This is a genomic window from Sphingomonas sp. (assembly GCF_035910975.1).
Classification (GTDB): Bacteria; Pseudomonadota; Alphaproteobacteria; order Sphingomonadales; family Sphingomonadaceae; genus Sphingomonas.
On record NZ_JAMHWM010000029.1, the window covers coordinates 243165 to 260898 of the forward strand.

The window sequence follows — 17734 nt, forward strand, 5'->3', positions numbered from 1 at the left end:
GTCTGCTGCCATAAGCCTTTCCCGACACGGAACGCCGGGGAGAGCGATGGCCTACGAGATGATCCTGAGCGAGCGGCGCGGCGACGTGCTGGTGGTGACGCTCAACCGGCCCGAACGACTGAACGCCGCGCCCCCGGCCGCCTTCGACGAAATTCGCGATGCGCTGTGCAACCTCGACGGCGCGCGGGCGGTGCTGATCGCGGGGACCGGGCGGGCATTCTGCTCGGGTGCCGATGTAGCGGGCGGCACGCTCCAGGCCGCGGATCCTTCTCAGGCGACGCATGATGCGCTGTCGAACCACTACAACCCTGCGCTCCAGGCGATCGCCGATCTGTCGGTTCCGGTGGTCAGCGCGGTGCGCGGCCCCGCCGCCGGCATTGGCTGCAGCCTCGCGCTGGCGGCGGATTTCTGCGTCGCGAGCGAGACCGCCTATTTCCTCCAGGCATTCGTCAACATCGGCCTGGTGCCCGATGGCGGCGCGAGCTGGATGCTGCCGCGCCTGATCGGTCGCGCCCGCGCGCTGGAGATGATGATGCTGGGCGAGCGCGTGGCCGCCGCGCAGGCGCTCGACTGGGGCATGATCCACCGGGTCGTCGCCGACGACGGGCTCGATGCGGAAGCGTTCGCGCTTGTCGAACGGCTCGCCGCCGGGCCGACGGTCGCGCTCGGCCTGATGCGCCGCGCGGTCACCGCCGCGCTCGATGCCACCTATCCCGAAGCGATGGCGCGCGAGGCCGACGACCAGCGTACCGCGCGACGCAGCGAGGATTCCACCGAAGGCGGCATGGCTTTTCTATCGAAGCGCAAACCGGCCTTTCGCGGACGCTGATCTGCGCTACATCGCAGCCATGACCACGCACACCACCAGGATGCTGATTCTCGGCTCGGGCCCGGCGGGCCTGTCGGCCGCGATCTACGGCGCGCGCGCCGGCATGGAGCCCATCGTCGTCCAGGGCATCCAGCCCGGCGGCCAGCTGACCACCACCACCGATGTCGAGAACTATCCCGGCTTCCGCGAGGTGATCCAGGGCCCCTGGCTGATGCAGGAGATGCAGGCCCAGGCCGAACATGTCGGCACGCGAATGATGTGGGACACGATCGTCGAGGTCGATCTGACGCAGCGCCCGTTCCGGCTGATCGGCGACGGCGGTGACGTCTACATCGGCGACGTGCTGGTGATCGCCACCGGCGCGCAGGCCAAGTGGCTTGGCCTCGACAGCGAGGAACTGCTGAAGGGCAAGGGCGTCAGCGCCTGCGCGACCTGCGACGGCTTCTTCTATCGCGGCAAGAAGGTCGCGGTGATCGGCGGCGGCAACACCGCGGTGGAGGAAGCGCTCTACCTCACCAACCACAGCGACGACGTGACGCTGATCCACCGCCGCGACAGCCTGCGTTCCGAAAAGATCCTCCAGCAGCGCCTGTTCGCCAACGAGAAGATTTCGGTCCTCTGGAACAAGGAAGTCCACCGCTTCGTCGGCGAAGGCACGCCCGAGGGGCTCGTCGCGATCGAATTGAAGGACACCATGACAGGCGAGATGTCGCGGCTGGACGTGGAGGGCGGTTTCGTCGCGATCGGTCACCACCCGGCGACCGAGCTGTTCCGCGGCCACCTCGAACTCGATTCGGACGGCTATATCGCGGTCGAGACCGGCAGCACGCGCACTTCCGTGCCCGGCGTGTTCGCGTGCGGCGACGTGATGGACAAAATCTATCGCCAGGCGGTGACCGCCGCCGGCACCGGCTGCATGGCCGCGCTCGACGCCGAACGCTTCCTCGCGGAGGCCGAGTTCGAGGCCGAGCGGGAAGCCGCCGAGTGACCATCGCTGTCGAGGATACCAGGCTCGCCGACGCGCCCGCCCGATATGAGGACCATGGCAAGCAGTTGCTGATCGATGTCACGCGGCACGGCTGGCGAACCACGTCCGTTCCCGAACGGCCGGGCCACGCGGGGTTCAGCTACACCAGCGGCTTCTGGGTGACCTATGGGGCGCCTGAGGTCGTCGCCTTCGATCTGACGCCCCAGACCCGCCACGCGCTGTTCAGCAAGATGGCGCACGAGATCGGTGCGGGGCGGTCGTTTGCGCCAGGCGAACCCGTCTCCGGCTTGCTGGACGGAGAGCAGGTCTGGTTCGTGCCGGTCGGTACGGCGCAGGCGAAAGCCAGCATGGGCGGAACCGACTGGCTGTATCGCGGCGCGGAATTTCCTGCTTTGCAGCTCATGTGGCCGGACGCGGAAGGGCGCTTTCCATGGCAAACCGGGTTCGAGCCCGGTCTGGTCGGTGTGCAGCCGGACCTGAGCGGCACCGGCGACTGGGGCGGCCTCGCCTCCGGCTGACCTGGATCGCTATCCGACCGCTTCTCGCAACCGATCCTTGAGCCACGCCTTGTCCGCCGCGCCGGCGTAGCTGTGGCTGGCCGAGTCGAGGCTGAAGGTCGCTGCATCGGTCCGGTTCGGGCTTTTCGCCCAGGCGTCTCGAAAGGCGATCGCGGTATTGTCTCGTGCGGCGAGCAGGATCGTCGTCGGCACGGCCGAAGCGGCGAGCGACAGCGCCATGCGATCGACCAGATCGCCGTCCTCCCGCCCGCTCTGTGCCGCCTTGCGCAACCCGCTGAAAAGTTTGCGCAGGTCGATCCCCCCGCGCAGCAGGCGCAGCCATTCGCCCGGATCGCGCAGCCGCTCGGCGTAGCGCGCGCGGATCGCGGCGGCCTGGGGCAGGGCGTCGTCGCCTCCGCCGGTCCACGGGTTGGACAGCACGAGCGCGTCGATGCCGGCGCGGGCGTGGAACAGCGTGAGCGCGGTCGCGGCGTCGCAATTGCCGAAACCGACGATCCGGGTGACGCCGGCTTCGCGCCGGAATGCGCCGGCAGCGGCGGCGATATCCTCCGCGCTTGCCTCGAACCCTGCGTTCTCTCCGGTCGAATCGCCGATCCCACGCCGGTCGTAGCGCAGCACCGGCACACCCTCCGCCGACAGCGCCTGCGCCAGCAGAGCCATGCCGCGATGTGCCCCGCTGCGGATCTCGTTGCCGCCGGACACGATCAGCAGGCCGGTATTCTCCGCACCCTCGTCGAGCGTGCCGACGATCATTTCGCCTGCGCAGGCGATCTCGATCACCCGGCGCATGTTTGCACCCAGTCCGCGATATCTGCGGCAAGTGACTCGGCCAAAACGGGATCATTGTCTGGCTCTGCCCGTCGCCAAAGTGGGACAGCTTCGATCTTCACATCCGCCGCCGCCGGGTCGCTCGAAAGCCTGACGGTGCGCGCGCCCTCGCTCGGCGTCGCCTGGGCCAGCGCATCCAGCAGGTCGCGGGAGAGATCGTTCCCGGCGACCTCGATCCATGCTTCCCGCTCGACCAACCCGGCGCGACGCAGTTCGCGCAGCAGGCCGGAGCCGTCCTGCGGGGACAGGTGCCACCGCGCCAGCGCATCGGCCGCGCCATCGATCATCGCGCCGCTGCGGATCGCGACGCTCGCCACCGCACCTGTGCTTGTCGCAACTGCGGCATAGGCGGCCCGCCAGTCGGCCAGCGTCGCGTCCCGCGTCGCCACCAGGCTGTCGTTGGTTCCCGGCAGGTCGGGCAGTACGCTCGCCACCCCGCGCTCGGCCAGCGCGCGCATCATCGTCACCGCGAAGGTGCGCGTGCGGTTCGCTTCCTCGAACAGTGGCAGGGCGACGATCACGACGGGGCCGCTATCGGGGCCGAGGCGCAACATCGCCTCGCGCCCGCCCGCCCAGTCGTAATGATCGATCACCCCAGCGCCTTGCGCATCGCGAATTCGCAAAGGGCGCCGAACGTCTCCAGCGTCTCGCCGTCGATGTCGTCGTCGTCGATCAATATGCCCAGCCGGTCCTCGATCTCGGTCAGCACGCCGGCCACCGCCATCGAATCGAGTTCGGGCAGCGCGCCGAACAACGGCGTATCCTCGCGGAACGCGGCGGCGCGTTCGGCGCTGATCCCCAACACGTCGCGCAGCACCGCGCGCACTGTCTCGACCACTTCGGGTGCTCCATCGGGCAGCACGGCGACCTGTTCCCCCGCAAATCCTGTCCCCGGCGCGTTACTTTGTGCGCTGCAACTTGCCAAGCGCGCACGCTTCGCTCCTAAAGTGCCGCGATGATACCCCTCGATCCCGTCTCGCGTCCGATCGACCACGTCCTGCGCGGCGCACCCGATGCGATCGCGCTGGAGGATCGCGCCGGCACGCTGACCTATGCCGGGGCGGAGGATGCCGTCGCGCGGCTGGCCGGATGGCTGGCCGCGTTCGGGCTGCCGGCGGGATCGCGCGTCGCGACCTGGCTGCCCAAGACCCGCGACGCCTGCCTGTTGCCGCTCGCCGCGCCCCGCGCCGGCCTGGTCCACGTGCCGATCAATCCGGTGCTGAAGCGCGCGCAGGTCGCGCACATCCTCGCCGACAGCGGCGCCGCGCTGCTCGTCAGCCAGGAAAGCCGCACCGCCAGCCTTGAACCCGACGATGCGCCCGCCGACTGCCTGATCCGCAATACGGCGGGCGAGGGCGATCCGCTCCCGCCATCCGCCGCCGATCCGGCCGCGCTGGCCGCGATCCTCTACACCTCGGGATCGACCGGCCGGCCGAAGGGCGTGATGCTCAGCCACACGAACCTGTGGCTCGGCGCGATCAGCGTCGCGCACTATCTGCGCCTCGCGCCCGACGATCGCGTGCTCGGCGTGCTGCCCCTGAGCTTCGACTACGGCCAGAACCAGTTGCTTTCGAGCTGGGCGGCGGGCGCGTGCGTGATCCCGCTGGACTATCTGACGGCGCGTGACGTGGTGAAGGCGGTCGGGAGGCATGACGTCACCACGCTCGCCGGCGTACCCCCGTTGTGGGTACAGCTTCTGGAGGCTGACTGGGGCGGTGCGGGACAAAGCCTGCGCCGTTTGACCAACTCGGGCGGCGCGCTGACCCAGCGGCTGGTGCGCGGCTTGCGGACACGCTTTCCGCAGGCCGATCTTTACCCGATGTACGGACTTACCGAGGCATTCCGCTCGACCTTCCTGTCGCCTGGTCTGGTCGATTCGCATCCGGATTCGATCGGCCGCGCGATCCCTTTCGCGGAGGTGATGGTGGTGCGCGCCGACGGCAGCCGGGCCGGGCCGGACGAGGCGGGCGAACTGGTCCATGCCGGGCCGCTCGTCGCGCAGGGCTATTGGCGCGACGCGGCCCGCACCGCCGCGCGCTTCCGGCCGGCGCCGGACTGGTCGGACAGTGGCGGCGTCGCGGTCTGGTCCGGCGACACGGTGATCGCCGACGACGCCGGCCTGCTCCGCTTCGTCGGGCGTGATGACGAGATGATAAAGTCGGCCGGCAACCGCATCAGCCCGACCGAGATCGAGGAAGCCGTGCTGGCCGGCGGCGAGGCGGGCGAGGCGGTGGCGCTGGGCGTGCCCGACGATCGGCTGGGCCAGGCGATCGTCGTGGTGCTCAGCGGCGATCCCGCCGGCGAGGAGGGCCTGCGCGCCCGCCTGCGCCGCGACCTGCCGAGTTTCATGCAGCCGCAGCGCTACGACTGGCGCGATGCCCTGCCGCGCAACGCCAATGGCAAGCTCGATCGCTCGGCGCTCAAGGCGGAGTTTGCCGCATGAAGCCGATCGGCCCGATTCCGCCCGCTTTTGCGACGCCCGGCCCGCTGACGATCGCCGGCCGCACGGCGCAGGACCTGGTTGCGACACACGGCACCCCGCTGTTCGTCTATGACCGTGCCGCCATCACAGAGCGGGTCGCCCGCCTGCGCGCGGCCCTGCCACCCGCGGTCGAAATCCATTATGCGATCAAGGCCAATCCCTTTCCCCCTCTGCTCGCGCATATTGCGCCGCTCGTCGGCGGGCTCGACGTCGCGTCGGCCGGCGAGCTGGATATGGCGCTGGCGGTCAAGCCTGCCGTGCACATCAGCTTCGCCGGACCCGGCAAGCGCGATACCGAGCTGGAGGCGGCGATCCGCGCGCGCGCGACGATCAACCTCGAAAGCGACGGTGAGGCGACCCGGGCGCTGGCGATCGCCGACCGCCTTGGCGTCGTCCCCCGTCTTGCGGTGCGGGTGAACCCCGCCTTCGAGCTCAAGGGCTCGGGGATGAAGATGGGCGGGCGCCCTTCACCTTTCGGCGTCGATGCGGATCGCGTTCCCGCGCTTGTCCGCCGCCTGATCGACGCGGGCGCCGACTGGCGCGGCTTCCACATCTTCGCCGGCTCACAGGCGCTCGACACCGCCGCGATCATCGAGACACAGCGCGCCACCGTCGCGCTCGCCTCGGAACTCGCCGACGCGGCCGGGCCGCAACCGCCGCTCGTCAACCTCGGCGGGGGTTTTGGCATCCCCTATTTCGCGGGCGACACACCGGTCGATGTCGAAGCGATCGGCGCGGCGCTGGGCGACGCGCTCATGCCCGGCCGGGCCTATGCGATCGAACTTGGCCGCTGGCTGGTGGGCGAGGCGGGAGTCTACCTCACCCGCGTGGTCGACCGGAAGGACAGCGGCGGCGAGACATTCCTGGTCGTCGACGGCGGCCTCAACCACCAGCTCGCCGCGACCGGCAATTTCGGCACCGTCGTCCGCCGCAACTATCCCGTGGCGCTTGCCCGCGCGGTCGGCGCGGAGCCGGACGAGACCGTGTCGATCGTCGGGCCGCTCTGCACCCCGCTCGATCGCCTGGCCGATCGTATCGCCTTTCCGCACGCCGATGCCGGTGACGTCATAGCGGTATTTCTGGCCGGGGCCTATGGCGCGAGCGCGAGTCCGGCACGCTTTCTCGGACACCCCGATTCGGCGGAAATCCTCGCCTGACGGCCGATTGCGGCCGGTTCGCCTAACTCAATCTTTACCTCTCCCGCTCATAGCTTTCCGCGAGTGCGTGGGTTTTGCGCGGCGATGTTCGCCGTGTCGGAACGCCTCGCAGACGGAGACAGCGCATGCGTTCGAGGCGTTCGGCGAAGATGATCCTGGGGGTTGGGGCGGCGTCGCTCGCCCTCACCGGCTGTGGCGGGGGCGGCAGCCGTCCCGAGCTGCCCCCGGCATCCTTCGTCGCGGCCAAGGAAGGGCCGGGCGAGGATTATGTCATCGGCCCGCTCGATCAGATCCAGATCCATGTCTGGCGCAATCCCGAGCTGTCGGCGAAGGTGCCGGTGCGCCCCGACGGCCGCATCACCACCCCGCTGGTCGGCGACATGCCCGCGGTTGGCAAGACGCCGACGATGCTGGCCGACGATCTGAAGCTGGCGCTGGGCGAATATATCAAGGACCCGATCGTCTCGGTCATCGTCGAGAATTTCTCGGGCACCTTCAGCCAGCAGGTGCGCATCGTCGGCGCGACCGAAAAGCCGGCGTCTATCCCTTACCGCGCCAACATGACCTTGCTCGACGCGATGATCGCGGTCGGCGGACTCAGTGAATTCGCCGCCGGCAACCGGTCGCGCCTGGTGCGCTACGACAAGGAAACCGGCAAGCAGCGCGAATTCGGGCTGCGCATCAACAACCTGCTAAAAAAAGGCGATTCGCGCGCCAACGTCCGGCTGGAGCCGGGCGACGTCATCATCATCCCGCAGAGCATGTTCTGATGGGAAGCGGCCTCTACGATGAATTCCGCGTGGCGCTCCACGCGGTGTGGACGCGGCGCTGGACGGCGCTGGCGGTGGCCTGGGGCATATGCCTGCTGGGCTGGCTGGCGGTGTCGCAGGTTCCCAACCAGTATGAATCCAGGGCGCGCGTGTCGGTCCAGATGCGCAACATGCTGCCGACGCAGAACGGCATCACCCAGGCCGAACAGGCCAAGACGGTCGATCGCATCCGACAGACGCTGACCAGCGCGGTCAACCTGCAGAAGGTCGTGCGCGGCACCGATCTTGCCGCCACCGTATCGAGCGACCGCGACGTCGCCGATCGCGTGGCGGGCCTGCAGAAGGCGATCAAGATCACCGCGGCGCAGGACAATCTGTTCGAGATTTCCGCGACCATCGCCAATGCCGGCGCGTCCGACGCGGCGAACGCCAAGCTGGCGAAACAGGTCGTCCAGAAGCTGATCGACATCTTCGTCGAGGACAATCTGTCGAACAACCGCGACGAAACGTCGCAGTCGCTCCAGTTCCTCGACCAGCAGCTCGTCGTGCGCCAGCAGCAGTTGCAGGAGGCGGAGGCCAAGCGCGCCGAGTTCCAGGCCAAGTTCATGGGCTCGCTGCCCGGCACCGGCAGCCTGGAGGATCGCATGTCGGCCGCGCGGACTCAGCTCGCGCAGATCGACAGCGATCTCGCCGCCGCGAACTCCAGCCTGTCGGCGGTCAACGGCCAGATGGCCGGCACGTCGCCGTCGATCGCCGGGATCGGCACCGCCGCGTCCGCCGGGCCGGCGCGCGCCGCGCTCGCCGCCATCCAGGGCCAGATCGCCGAGAAGCGCGCCGCGGGCCTGACCGATCGCCACCCGGACATGGTCGCGCTCAATCGCCAGCTCGCCAGCGCCACCGCCGCTGCGCGCGGTGAGCCGCTGGTCGGCGGCAGCGGCGGGGGGGGCTCGCCCAACCCGCTCTATCTGTCGCTCCAGTCGATGCGCGCCGACAAGGCGTCGCAGGTCGCCGCGCTGACCGAGCGCAAGTCGCAGATCATGCGTGATCTGTCGGCGTTCGACGCCAAGGTCGCCCAGTCGCCCGGCGCGGCGGCGGAACAGTCGGCGATCGACCGCGATTATCAGGTGCTGAAGGATCAGTATGACAAGCTGCTCGCCGATCGTGAGCAGGTGAAGCTGCAGAACCAGGTACAGACGCAGACCGACGCGCTGAAGTTCAGCGTGATCGATCCGCCGACCGCACCGACCAGCCCGTCCGCGCCCAACCGCCCACTGTTTCTCACCGGGGTGCTGGTGATCGGCATCTTCGGCGGCATCGGCGTCGCCTGGGGCCTGTCGCAGATCCGCACGACCTTCGCCTCCGCCGGCCGGCTGGAGAAGGCGAGCGGGATGACGGTGATCGGATCGATCGGAGAGACCGTCACCGCCCTCCAGGCTCAGTTCCGTCGCAAGCGCCTGCGTCTGTTCGCGGGCGGCGCGGGGGCACTGGGTGCTGTCTGGGCGCTGCTGATCGGGCTCGAATTCGTGCAGCGCGGCATGGTCGCTTGAGAGGACAGATGAACGACGCAACTCCCCGCAGGATGACCGGTAGCCTGGTCGAGCGCGCCTCGGCCCGCTGGGATCTGGCGCCGCGCGGCTTCGTGCCGGCGCCGGGCAACCCGTCGCCGTTCCCGGCAGCCGCGCCGCGCCCCGTGCTCGATCTGCATGTGCCCGTTCGCGAGGCGCGGGCGCCGCGTCCGGTCGTCGCGATCGATCGCGCGCGCCTTGCCGATCGCGGGATGATCGTACCCGGCGCGGCCATCACCGCGCTCGCTGAGGAATTCCGCCTGGTAAAGCGTGCGCTGATCGCGACCGCCCGCAATCTGACCGACGATGACAAGGCGCGGTCGATCCTCGTCTGTTCGGCGAAACCGGACGACGGCAAGACCTTCTGCGCGATCAACCTCGCGCTGTCGCTGGCGGCCGAGAAGGACGTCGAGATCCTGCTGGTCGATGCCGATCTGGCCAAGCCCGACGTGCTTCAGGTACTCGGCGTCGATCCCGGTCGGCCGGGCCTGCTCGATGCCATCGCCGATCCGTCGGTCGATGTCGAAGGCCTGATCGTCGATACCGACGTGCCGCAACTCGCCCTGCTTTCGACCGGCACGCTGTCGCACGGCGACACCGAACTGCTCGGCAGCCGCCGCGCGGCCGAGGTGCTGGCCAACCTCGCGCGCGCCAATCCCGATCGCATCGTCGTCTTCGATTCGCCGCCCGCGCTCGCCGCATCGCCCGCCGCGGTCCTGTCGGGCCATGTCGGACAGGTCATGCTGGTCGTTCGCGCCGACGAGACCAGCGAGGGCGATCTGCGCGACGCGGTCGCGCTGCTCGACGGCTGCGATCAGGTGCAGTTGCTGCTCAACGCAGTCGCTTTTCAGCCGGGCGGTCGCCGCTTCGGCTATTATGGCCAGGAGGCCAAGGGACAATGAAGTTCGCCCTGATCGCCGGCGTCGCCGGTGCCGCGCTGCTCGCGGTGCCCGCGGCGGCCCAGAACCGCACGCGGGAAATCACGCCCTATATCGAGGTCGGTCAGGTGCTGACCGCCGATCTCGACGGCCCGTCCGACGTGCTCACCTACACCAACGTGTCCGCCGGCATCGACATGTCGTTGCAGACCAGCCGCGTCGAGGTGCAGCTCAACTATCGCTACGACCACCGCATCGACTGGGACAAGCCCGTTACCGACGGTTCGGTTCATTCCGGCCTCGCCCGCGCGGCGGTACGGCTCGGGCCGGGTCTGAACATCGAGGGCGGGGCGCTCGCCGCCCGCGCGCGCGACGATATCCGCGGTCCTGCGCCCGGCGGTCTCGCCGGCAATGCTTCCAACGTCAGCCAGATCTTCGGCGCCTATGCCGGCCCGACCTTCGCGGCCCATCTGGACGAAACGACGGTCAACGCGGCCTATCGTTTCGGCTACGTCAAGGTCGAGGAACCCGGCATCGTCGCACCCCTCGGCGCCGGCCAGCCGCGGCTCGACAGCTACGACAGCTCGACCAACCACATGGCGACGGCGTCGGTTGGCGCGCGGGCGGGCACCTATGCGCCGTTCGGCTTCACCTTCTCCGGCGCGTGGGAACGCGAGGACGTCAGCCAGCTCGATCAGCGTTATGACGGAAAATATCTGCGCGCCGACGTGGTGATGCCGGTGACCGGCCAGGTCGCGCTGGTCGGCGGCATTGGTTACGAGAACATCGAGATTTCGCTCCGCGATCCGCTGGTCGATGCCACAGGCGTTCCGGTGACGACGGGCGGCGGCCGGTTCGTGACCGACCCCGCCTCGCCGCGCCGCCTCGCCTATGAGACGGACGGGCTGTTCTGGGACGCGGGCGTCATCTGGCGCCCCAGCGTGCGCACGACCGTTCAGGGCCGGGTCGGCCGGCGCTATGACACGATGAGCTACACCGGTTCGATCGCCTATCAGGCATCGCACCGCACGGGGCTGAACATCGGCGTGTTCGACAGCGTCGACAGCTTCGGCCGCGGGCTTTCCGACACGCTGGCGACGCTCCCCACCGCCTTCCAGAACCCGATCGATCCGTTCGGCAACCAGTTCGGCGGATGCGTGTTCGGCGCGGGCGATGGCGACGGGATCACCGGCAACGGCGGCACCGCCATCAACGCGGCGGGCGACTGCCTGACGCCGCTGCTCGGTGCGCTGACCACGGCGAGCTTTCGTTCGCGCGGGATCACCGGTGTGCTGTCGACCGGCATGGGGCCGTACACGATCGGCGTCGGCCTCGGCTACGCCAACCGCAAGTTCCTGGTGCCCAACGCCGGGCCGAACAGCATCCTGGCGAACATCAGCGACGATATCTATTTCGGCCAGTTCACCCTTGGCCGCGAGTTGAGCGTGCGTTCGGCGATCGCCGCCAACGCCTATCTCAACTGGTTCAATCCTGGTCTGCCCAACGCCCCGACCGTGTTCGGCGGCGGCGGCAACGCCAGCTATTCCTACAGCTTCGGGCGGCTGGGCGCGATCGCCTCGGTCGGTGTCTTCGCCTACGACCAGGAACAGTTCGGCAAGGACGTGTCCGGTCAGGCGCTGCTCGGCATGCGCTATTCCTTCTGATCCGCGGGAAAGACGAACTGATGTACGACGAACATTACGGATTGAGCGGCCGTCCCTTCCAGCTGACGCCCGATCCGCGCTTCTGGTTCGACACCGCCACGCACCGCAAGGCGATGGCCTATCTCGGCTATGGCCTCAGCCAGGGTGAGGGGTTCATCGTCATCTCCGGCGATGTCGGCGCGGGCAAGACGACGCTGGTCGGCCATCTGGTCGACACGATCGATGCCGCGCGGCTCAACGTCATCCGGCTGGTCTCGACCCAGATCGCCGCGGAGGATCTGCTGCGCACCGTCTGCGCCGGCCTGTCGGTCGATGCCGCCGGCCTTCCCAAGGCGCAGATGCTGGCCGCGATCGAACGCGGGCTGCACGCCGTCGCGCGCACCGGCCGCCGTACACTCCTGATCGTCGACGAGGCGCAGGCACTGCCGACCGACAGCCTCGAAGAGCTGCGGATGCTCTCCAACTTCCAGTCGGGCGGCCATGCGCTGTTGCAGATCGTCCTGCTCGGCCAGCCCGAGTTCCGCGATCACCTGGCCCACGCCAGCCTGGAGCAGCTGCGTCAGCGCGTCATCGCGATGCACCACCTGGGCCCGATGGAGCCCGAGGAACTCGAACCTTACATCGTCCACCGCCTGCGCGTGGTCGGCTGGGACGGACGCCCGCGTTTCCGCACCGATGCGCTGGCGGCGATCTATGCGTGGTCGGGCGGTATCCCGCGCCGCGTGAACCAGCTGGTCAGCCGCGTGCTGCTGCACGGCGCGATCGAGGATATCGACAGTTTCGCCGCGGCCGATGTCGCTGCGGTCGCCGATGACATGTCGGCCGATGGCATGGTCGGCAACGCGATGCCGCCGGTCGAGCCCGAGTTCGACCTGGACGACGTGGCGGCGGCGCGCCCTATCGCGATCGAGGTCGAGCATGCCGAACAGTCGGCTGTGATGGAATGGCCGTTCAGCCCCGATCCCGCGCCGGAGGCGGTCGAGGATGCCGCCCGCCCGATCCTGCTCGAGCCGCCGGTGTCGATCGACGAGTCGGCCGAAACCGAAGCCGAACCCGTCACCGTCTCGGTCCAGCCGCAGCTCGCCCCGGTCGCCGAGGCGCGAAGCTCGCTGTTCTCCGCGTTCCGGCGGCTGAGGCCCGCGCAGTCCGATGATGCGCCGCAAGCCGAGGCCGCGGAAACCGAAGCGCAAGCCGCTGTCGAGCAGCCCGCGCCGGAGCCGGAGCCAGCACCGGTGGCTGACCTTGAAATCGCTCGCCGGCTCGCCGCTATCGAGGCACGGCTGGAGGATCAGGACGTCGCGCTGCGCCGCGTGCTGACCCTGCTGGTCGACTGGGTCGAAGGCGGGGGGCAGCGCCCCGACTTGGCGGAGCTGCGCGACCGCGTAGGATAAGCGTCATGCTCAACGCCCTGTCTGTCGATGTCGAGGAATGGTTTCAGGTCGGCGCGTTCGAGAACACGATCGCGCGCGCCGACTGGGATTCGCTGGAAAGCCGCGTCGCGGATAATACCGCCGCGGTGCTGGATCTGTTCGCGGAAACCGGCGCCAGGGCAACCTTCTTCACCCTCGGCTGGGTCGCCGCGCGCAACGGCGCGCTGATCCGCCGCATCGTCGATGCGGGGCATGAGATCGCCAGCCATGGCTGGGATCATGCGCGCGTCTTCACCTTCACGCCGGACGCGTTCCGCGACGACCTGGCCCGCGCCCGCGCCGTGCTGGAGGATGCCGCCGGCGTCGCCGTCACCGGCTATCGCGCACCCAGCTTCTCGATCGACACGCGCACGCCGTGGGCGCACCCGGTGCTGGCCGAGGCAGGCTATGCCTATTCGTCGAGTGTCGCGCCGATCCGCCACGATCACTATGGCTGGGCCGACGCGCCCCGATCCGCCTACCGCCCCGTCCCCGGCAGCGACCTGATCGAACTGCCTGTCACGACGATGCCGGTTCTGGGCAAGACCGTCACGGCGGGCGGAGGCTTCTTTCGCCTGTTGCCGCAGCATTTCACCGACCGCGCGATCCGCCATGCCAATGCGACGGAGCGTCGCCCGGCGATCTTCTACTTCCACCCGTGGGAGGTCGATCCCGGCCAGCCGCGCGTCGCCGACGCTCCCTTCAAGTCGCGTCTGCGCCATTACAGCCGGCTGGGCGCGATGGCGGGGAAGCTGCGCAAGCTCGTCCGCCGCCACCAATGGGGCCGCGTCGATCGTGTCGTCGCCGAACAGGCGGAGGCGCTGGCATGACGATGCCGTTGCTCGCCCGCCCGGTCGCGGTCCGCGCGATCGACCTGAACGACGCGCAGGAACGCGCTCGCATCGCCGCCTGGGTGGAGGCGCAGCCTGGCGGTTCGCCTTTCCACCTCGTCGAATGGACGGTCGCGGTGGCGAAGGGGTGCCGCCAGATACCGCGCTACCTGATCGCGGAGACGGCCGACGGCGCGCTCGCCGGGGTGCTGCCGCTGCTGCTGGTGCGCTCCCCGCTGTTCGGCACCGCGCTGGTCTCCGCCGGCTTTGCGGTAGACGGCGGCGTCCTTGCGGGCGAGGCGGCGACCGCGCAGGCACTGGCCAGTGCCGCATGGGATTATGCGGGCGAGCAGGGGGCCTCGTCGCTCGAACTGCGCGGCGGAGCGGCGCCCGATGCGCGTTTCCATACCGATACGGACAGTTATCTCGGCTTCGTCGTCCCGCTCGCCGCCGACGATGACGCGCAGCTTCTCGCCATCCCGCGCAAGCAGCGCGCCGAAGTCCGCAAATCGTTCGACAGGGGGCTGGACATCGCGGTCGGTGGGGATCGCGCCGCCCACTATTCGGTTTATGCGGAATCGGTGCGTAACCTCGGCACGCCGGTGTTTCCGAAAACGCTGTTCGCCGCCGTGCTCGACGCATTCGGCGATGCCGCCGACATCCTCACCGTCCGCCATCGGGGCCGCGCGGTCGCCAGCGTGCTCAGCCTCTACTGGCGCGGCACGGTCTATCCCTATTGGGGCGGCGGGACCGACGATGCCCGCGCGCTGCGCGCCAACGACGCGATGTACTTCGCGTTGATGAACCACGCCCGCGCGCGGGGCTGCACGCATTTCGATTTCGGCCGGTCGAAGGCCGGGACCGGCGCCGCCGCGTTCAAGCGCAACTGGGGGTTCGAGGGGCGCCCGCTCGCCTATCACATCCGCACCGCCGACGGTGCCGCACCGCGCGCCGTGAATCCGCTCGACCCGAAATATGCGCGCAAGATCGCGCTGTGGAAGCGTCTGCCGCTGCCGCTCGCCAATCTGATCGGCCCGCACATCGCGCGCGGGCTCGGCTGATGCCCGACATCCTGTTCCTCGCCCACCGCGTTCCGTTTCCGCCCGATCGCGGGGACAAGATCCGCGCCTATAACATGCTGCGCTATCTGGCGCGGCGCGCGCGCGTTCACCTCGTCGCCTTCTCGGATGATCCGCGCGATCTGGATGCGCCTGAACTCGCGACGCTTTGCGCCAGCCACCACATCGTCCCGCGTACGAAATCGAAGGCGCGCGCCGCGATCGAGGCGCTGCTGAGCGGTCGTTCGGTGTCCGAAGCCGCCTTCACCGATCCCCGCCTCGCGGATGCCGTGCGGCGGGTTCTGGCGCAGCATCCGATCGATGCGATCCACGTGTTTTCCAGCGCGATGGCGATGTATCTGCCGCGCGATCTGCCGCCGCGCAGCGTGATGGATTTCTGCGACGTCGATTCGGTCAAGTTCGGCGAATATGCGCGTGAGGCGCGGTTTCCCCAGAACTGGCTCTACGCCCGCGAGGAGCGCCTGCTCGGTCGCTTCGACCGCCGTATCGCGCAGACCGTCGATGCCAGCCTGTTCGTCAGCGCCAGCGAGGCTGATCTGTTCCGCAGCATCGGCGGCACCGGCGACATCCGGGTGATCGAAAACGGCATCGACACGGTGAAGTTCGACCCCGCCGCCGCCTTCGCGCCCGTCGACGCGCCCGCGCCACTGATCGTCTTCACCGGCCAGATGGATTACGCGCCCAACGTCGCCGCCGCGCGCTGGTTCGCGCACGATATCCTGCCGCTCGTCCGCGCGCGGCACTCGGCTGCGACCTTCGCGATCGTCGGCCGCGCACCGACCGCCGAGGTGCGCGCGCTGGAGAGCGAGCACGTCATCGTCACGGGTGAGGTCGCCGACGTGCGCGGCTGGCTTGCCGCCGCCGCCGTGGCGGTGGCGCCGCTGCGCATCGCGCGGGGCATCCAGAACAAGGTGCTGGAAGCGATGGCGATGGCGCGCCCGGTCGTCGCCTCGCCCGCCGCCGCCGAAGGAATCGATCACGCCGGCACGCTCCGCGTCGGCGAGGGCGCGGACGGCTTCGCGGCCGAGGTCTGCGCGCTGATCGCCGATGCCGCCGCCGGCGACGCGCTCGGCCGTGCGGCGCGCGCGCGGGTGCAGGCTCGCTACGGCTGGGACGCGCGGCTGGCGCCGCTCGATGCGCTGTTGGGGCTGACCCCTGACGCTGCTCGCATCGACGCGCCTCGCGTGGAGGAGGCTGCATGACCATCGCCTTTCCGCAAGCCGACTTCGCGGTGCCCCGTATCGACTCCGCCTGGCGCATGCCGCTCGCCCGGCTCGCCGCCGCCTGGCTCGCGCTGCTCGCGATCTTTCACCGCGACGTCGGGGATCTTGCCTTCATCTACTGGAATTCGACGACCTTCGGGCATTGCCTGTTCGTGCTGCCTGTCGTCGTCTGGCTGATATGGCAACGCCGCGTCGAGGTTGCCCGGCTGACGCCCGCCGGCTGGGCGCCCGGCCTGCTGCTTGCGGTGGCTGGGGCCGGGGGCTGGTTCCTCGGCCAGGTCGCGGGCGTCGCGGTTGCGCGGCACCTCGGACTGGTGATGATGCTGCAGGGCGCGGCCGTCGCGCTGCTCGGCCCGCAGGTGACGCGCGCGATGCTGTTTCCGCTCGCCTATCTCGCCTTCCTCGTGCCGTTCGGCGAATTCCTCGACGCGCCGCTTCAGATCGTCACCCGCGACATGGCGGTGCCGCTGCTCCATCTGTTCGGCGTGCCGGCGAGCGTGGACGGCGTGCTCATCACCACACCGTCGGGCTATTTCGAGGTGGCGGAGGCGTGTTCGGGCGCCAAGTTCGTCATCGCGATGATCGCCTATGCGACGCTGGTCGCCAACGTCTGCTACGTGTCGTGGAGGCGTCGCGCGGCGTTCTTTGTGATGGCGCTGGTCGTGCCGGTGCTGGCTAACGGCGTCCGCGCGTTCGCCACCATGTATGCCGCGCATCTGACGTCGGTGGAGGCCGCGACAGGCTTTGACCATATCCTCTACGGCTGGGTGTTCTTCGGACTGGTGATGGCGGCGGTGCTGGCGATCGGCTGGCGCTGGTTCGATCGTGATCCCGATGCGGCATGGGTCGATACAGGCCGGATCGCGGCGACGCCGTACCGCAGCAGCGACGGCTGGACGCTCGCGGGCGCGCTGCTGGCGCTCGCCACCGCGGCCTTTGCGCTCGGCGCGGTCGTCGCGGCGCGTGCCGACGCCGTGCCGGCGCAATTGCACCTGCCGGCGGTGCCCGGCTGGAGCCGCGTCGTGGTTGAGGGCGGGCCGGCGGCGTGGTCGCCGAATTATCCGACCGCCGATCACAGGCTGTTCGGGCGCTACACCGACGGGCGCGGCGCGACCGTCGATGTCGGGATCGCCGTCTACGCCGGCCAGCGCGAGAATCACGAGCTCGTCGCCTTCGGCCAGGGTGCTCTGCGCGAGAATGATCGCTGGGTCCGCGTTTCGGGCGAACCGGGCATCGCGGGCGGCCGGGTGGAGCGGATTACCGCTCCGGGACCGGTGGAACGCCTCGTCGCGACTTGGTATCGTATCGGCGGGACGACGACCGCGAGCGAGGGACAGGTGAAGGTGGAAACGCTGAAGGCGAAGCTGACGGGCGGGCGCCAGGCGGCGGTGGCGCTGCATGTCTCGGCCGTGCGCGGCGACGGGGCCGATCCGCGTGTCGCCATCGCCGGCTTCCTCGCCGCCGCCGGCCAGCCCGGAACTATCGCCGACACAGTCCTGACGGGGCGCTGAGCC

The 17734-nt window shown here is 69.4% G+C and carries 17 protein-coding genes; 14 read left to right on the top strand and 3 right to left on the bottom strand.

Annotated features, from left to right (window positions below; all coding sequences use genetic code 11):
* The first annotated feature begins 46 nt into the window (after positions 1 to 46).
* Genes VYI76_RS07510 through VYI76_RS07520 form a run of 3 tightly spaced genes read left to right on the top strand, consistent with a single transcriptional unit; the run spans position 47 to position 2335 of the window.
* Positions 47 to 829, top strand: a complete 783-nt coding sequence (locus VYI76_RS07510) for an enoyl-CoA hydratase-related protein (RefSeq protein ID WP_326524148.1) — start codon at positions 47 to 49, stop codon at positions 827 to 829.
* A gap of 19 nt (positions 830 to 848) precedes the next feature.
* Positions 849 to 1817: a thioredoxin-disulfide reductase gene (gene trxB / locus VYI76_RS07515; protein WP_326524149.1), complete on the top strand. Its 969-nt coding sequence runs from the start codon at positions 849 to 851 to the stop codon at positions 1815 to 1817.
* The gene (locus VYI76_RS07520; protein ID WP_326524150.1) at positions 1814 to 2335 is read left to right on the top strand and encodes a DUF4262 domain-containing protein; all 522 of its coding nucleotides are present in this window, start codon (positions 1814 to 1816) and stop codon (positions 2333 to 2335) included. Before trxB ends, VYI76_RS07520 begins: the two co-directional genes overlap by 4 nt.
* Positions 2336 to 2344: 9 nt before the next feature.
* On the opposite strand, the gene VYI76_RS07525 is transcribed toward VYI76_RS07520, so the two are convergent.
* The 3 genes from VYI76_RS07525 to VYI76_RS07535 are packed head-to-tail and all read right to left on the bottom strand — an operon-like array spanning position 2345 to position 4025.
* Positions 2345 to 3124 (bottom strand): hydrolase 1, exosortase A system-associated, encoded by a 780-nt coding sequence (locus tag VYI76_RS07525; protein ID WP_326524151.1) that lies wholly within the window; start codon positions 3122 to 3124, stop codon positions 2345 to 2347.
* On the bottom strand, positions 3112 to 3756 hold the full coding sequence (locus tag VYI76_RS07530; protein WP_326524152.1) for a hypothetical protein: 645 nt from the start codon (positions 3754 to 3756) through the stop codon (positions 3112 to 3114). The genes VYI76_RS07525 and VYI76_RS07530 overlap by 13 nt, the downstream gene beginning before the upstream one ends.
* On the bottom strand, positions 3753 to 4025 hold the full coding sequence (locus tag VYI76_RS07535) for a phosphopantetheine-binding protein (RefSeq protein ID WP_326524153.1): 273 nt from the start codon (positions 4023 to 4025) through the stop codon (positions 3753 to 3755). The genes VYI76_RS07530 and VYI76_RS07535 overlap by 4 nt, the downstream gene beginning before the upstream one ends.
* Positions 4026 to 4118: 93 nt before the next feature.
* On the opposite strand from VYI76_RS07535, the gene VYI76_RS07540 reads away from it, so the two are divergent.
* From VYI76_RS07540 to xrtA, 11 genes are all read left to right on the top strand, one after another.
* On the top strand, positions 4119 to 5606 hold the full coding sequence (locus tag VYI76_RS07540) for an AMP-binding protein (protein WP_326524154.1): 1488 nt from the start codon (positions 4119 to 4121) through the stop codon (positions 5604 to 5606).
* Positions 5603 to 6802: a pyridoxal-dependent decarboxylase, exosortase A system-associated gene (locus tag VYI76_RS07545; RefSeq protein WP_326524155.1), complete on the top strand. Its 1200-nt coding sequence runs from the start codon at positions 5603 to 5605 to the stop codon at positions 6800 to 6802. The genes VYI76_RS07540 and VYI76_RS07545 overlap by 4 nt, the downstream gene beginning before the upstream one ends.
* Positions 6803 to 6927: 125 nt before the next feature.
* A complete protein-coding gene (locus VYI76_RS07550) occupies positions 6928 to 7572 on the top strand; it encodes an XrtA/PEP-CTERM system exopolysaccharide export protein (RefSeq protein ID WP_326524156.1) in 645 nt (214 codons plus the stop codon).
* Positions 7572 to 9119 carry an XrtA system polysaccharide chain length determinant gene (locus VYI76_RS07555; RefSeq protein WP_326524157.1) on the top strand — a complete coding sequence of 516 codons (1548 nt, stop codon included), beginning with the start codon at positions 7572 to 7574 and terminating at the stop codon, positions 9117 to 9119. The genes VYI76_RS07550 and VYI76_RS07555 overlap by 1 nt, the downstream gene beginning before the upstream one ends.
* An 8-nt stretch (positions 9120 to 9127) precedes the next feature.
* Positions 9128 to 10039 (top strand): AAA family ATPase, encoded by a 912-nt coding sequence (locus tag VYI76_RS07560; protein ID WP_326524158.1) that lies wholly within the window; start codon positions 9128 to 9130, stop codon positions 10037 to 10039.
* Entirely contained in the window at positions 10036 to 11679 is a 1644-nt protein-coding gene (locus VYI76_RS07565; protein ID WP_326524159.1) for a hypothetical protein, read from the top strand. Before VYI76_RS07560 ends, VYI76_RS07565 begins: the two co-directional genes overlap by 4 nt.
* A 20-nt stretch (positions 11680 to 11699) precedes the next feature.
* Positions 11700 to 13070, top strand: coding sequence for an ExeA family protein (locus VYI76_RS07570; RefSeq protein WP_326524160.1), 1371 nt, complete (start codon positions 11700 to 11702; stop codon positions 13068 to 13070).
* Between the two features lie 5 nt (positions 13071 to 13075).
* Complete coding sequence (locus tag VYI76_RS07575) at positions 13076 to 13918, top strand: XrtA system polysaccharide deacetylase (protein ID WP_326524161.1); 843 nt, start codon at positions 13076 to 13078, stop codon at positions 13916 to 13918.
* Positions 13915 to 14979: a FemAB family XrtA/PEP-CTERM system-associated protein gene (locus VYI76_RS07580; protein ID WP_326524162.1), complete on the top strand. Its 1065-nt coding sequence runs from the start codon at positions 13915 to 13917 to the stop codon at positions 14977 to 14979. The genes VYI76_RS07575 and VYI76_RS07580 overlap by 4 nt, the downstream gene beginning before the upstream one ends.
* Positions 14979 to 16199, top strand: a complete 1221-nt coding sequence (locus VYI76_RS07585; RefSeq protein WP_326524163.1) for a TIGR03087 family PEP-CTERM/XrtA system glycosyltransferase — start codon at positions 14979 to 14981, stop codon at positions 16197 to 16199. Before VYI76_RS07580 ends, VYI76_RS07585 begins: the two co-directional genes overlap by 1 nt.
* Positions 16196 to 17731, top strand: a complete 1536-nt coding sequence (xrtA, locus tag VYI76_RS07590; RefSeq protein WP_326524164.1) for an exosortase A — start codon at positions 16196 to 16198, stop codon at positions 17729 to 17731. The genes VYI76_RS07585 and xrtA overlap by 4 nt, the downstream gene beginning before the upstream one ends.
* Positions 17732 to 17734 lie beyond the last annotated feature (3 nt).

Bases quoted from the DNA above. Each gene is read 5' to 3' on its own strand.
- VYI76_RS07510 (WP_326524148.1), top strand. From the start codon at position 47: ATGGCCTACGAGATGATCCTGAGCGAGCGGCGCGGCGACGTGCTGGTG.
- trxB (WP_326524149.1), top strand. From the start codon at position 849: ATGACCACGCACACCACCAGGATGCTGATTCTCGGCTCGGGCCCGGCG.
- VYI76_RS07525 (WP_326524151.1), bottom strand. From the start codon at position 3,124: ATGCGCCGGGTGATCGAGATCGCCTGCGCAGGCGAAATGATCGTCGGC.
- VYI76_RS07540 (WP_326524154.1), top strand. From the start codon at position 4,119: ATGATACCCCTCGATCCCGTCTCGCGTCCGATCGACCACGTCCTGCGC.
- VYI76_RS07545 (WP_326524155.1), top strand. From the start codon at position 5,603: ATGAAGCCGATCGGCCCGATTCCGCCCGCTTTTGCGACGCCCGGCCCG.
- VYI76_RS07550 (WP_326524156.1), top strand. From the start codon at position 6,928: ATGCGTTCGAGGCGTTCGGCGAAGATGATCCTGGGGGTTGGGGCGGCG.
- VYI76_RS07555 (WP_326524157.1), top strand. From the start codon at position 7,572: ATGGGAAGCGGCCTCTACGATGAATTCCGCGTGGCGCTCCACGCGGTG.
- VYI76_RS07560 (WP_326524158.1), top strand. From the start codon at position 9,128: ATGAACGACGCAACTCCCCGCAGGATGACCGGTAGCCTGGTCGAGCGC.
- VYI76_RS07565 (WP_326524159.1), top strand. From the start codon at position 10,036: ATGAAGTTCGCCCTGATCGCCGGCGTCGCCGGTGCCGCGCTGCTCGCG.
- VYI76_RS07570 (WP_326524160.1), top strand. From the start codon at position 11,700: ATGTACGACGAACATTACGGATTGAGCGGCCGTCCCTTCCAGCTGACG.
- VYI76_RS07575 (WP_326524161.1), top strand. From the start codon at position 13,076: ATGCTCAACGCCCTGTCTGTCGATGTCGAGGAATGGTTTCAGGTCGGC.
- VYI76_RS07580 (WP_326524162.1), top strand. From the start codon at position 13,915: ATGACGATGCCGTTGCTCGCCCGCCCGGTCGCGGTCCGCGCGATCGAC.
- VYI76_RS07585 (WP_326524163.1), top strand. From the start codon at position 14,979: ATGCCCGACATCCTGTTCCTCGCCCACCGCGTTCCGTTTCCGCCCGAT.
- xrtA (WP_326524164.1), top strand. From the start codon at position 16,196: ATGACCATCGCCTTTCCGCAAGCCGACTTCGCGGTGCCCCGTATCGAC.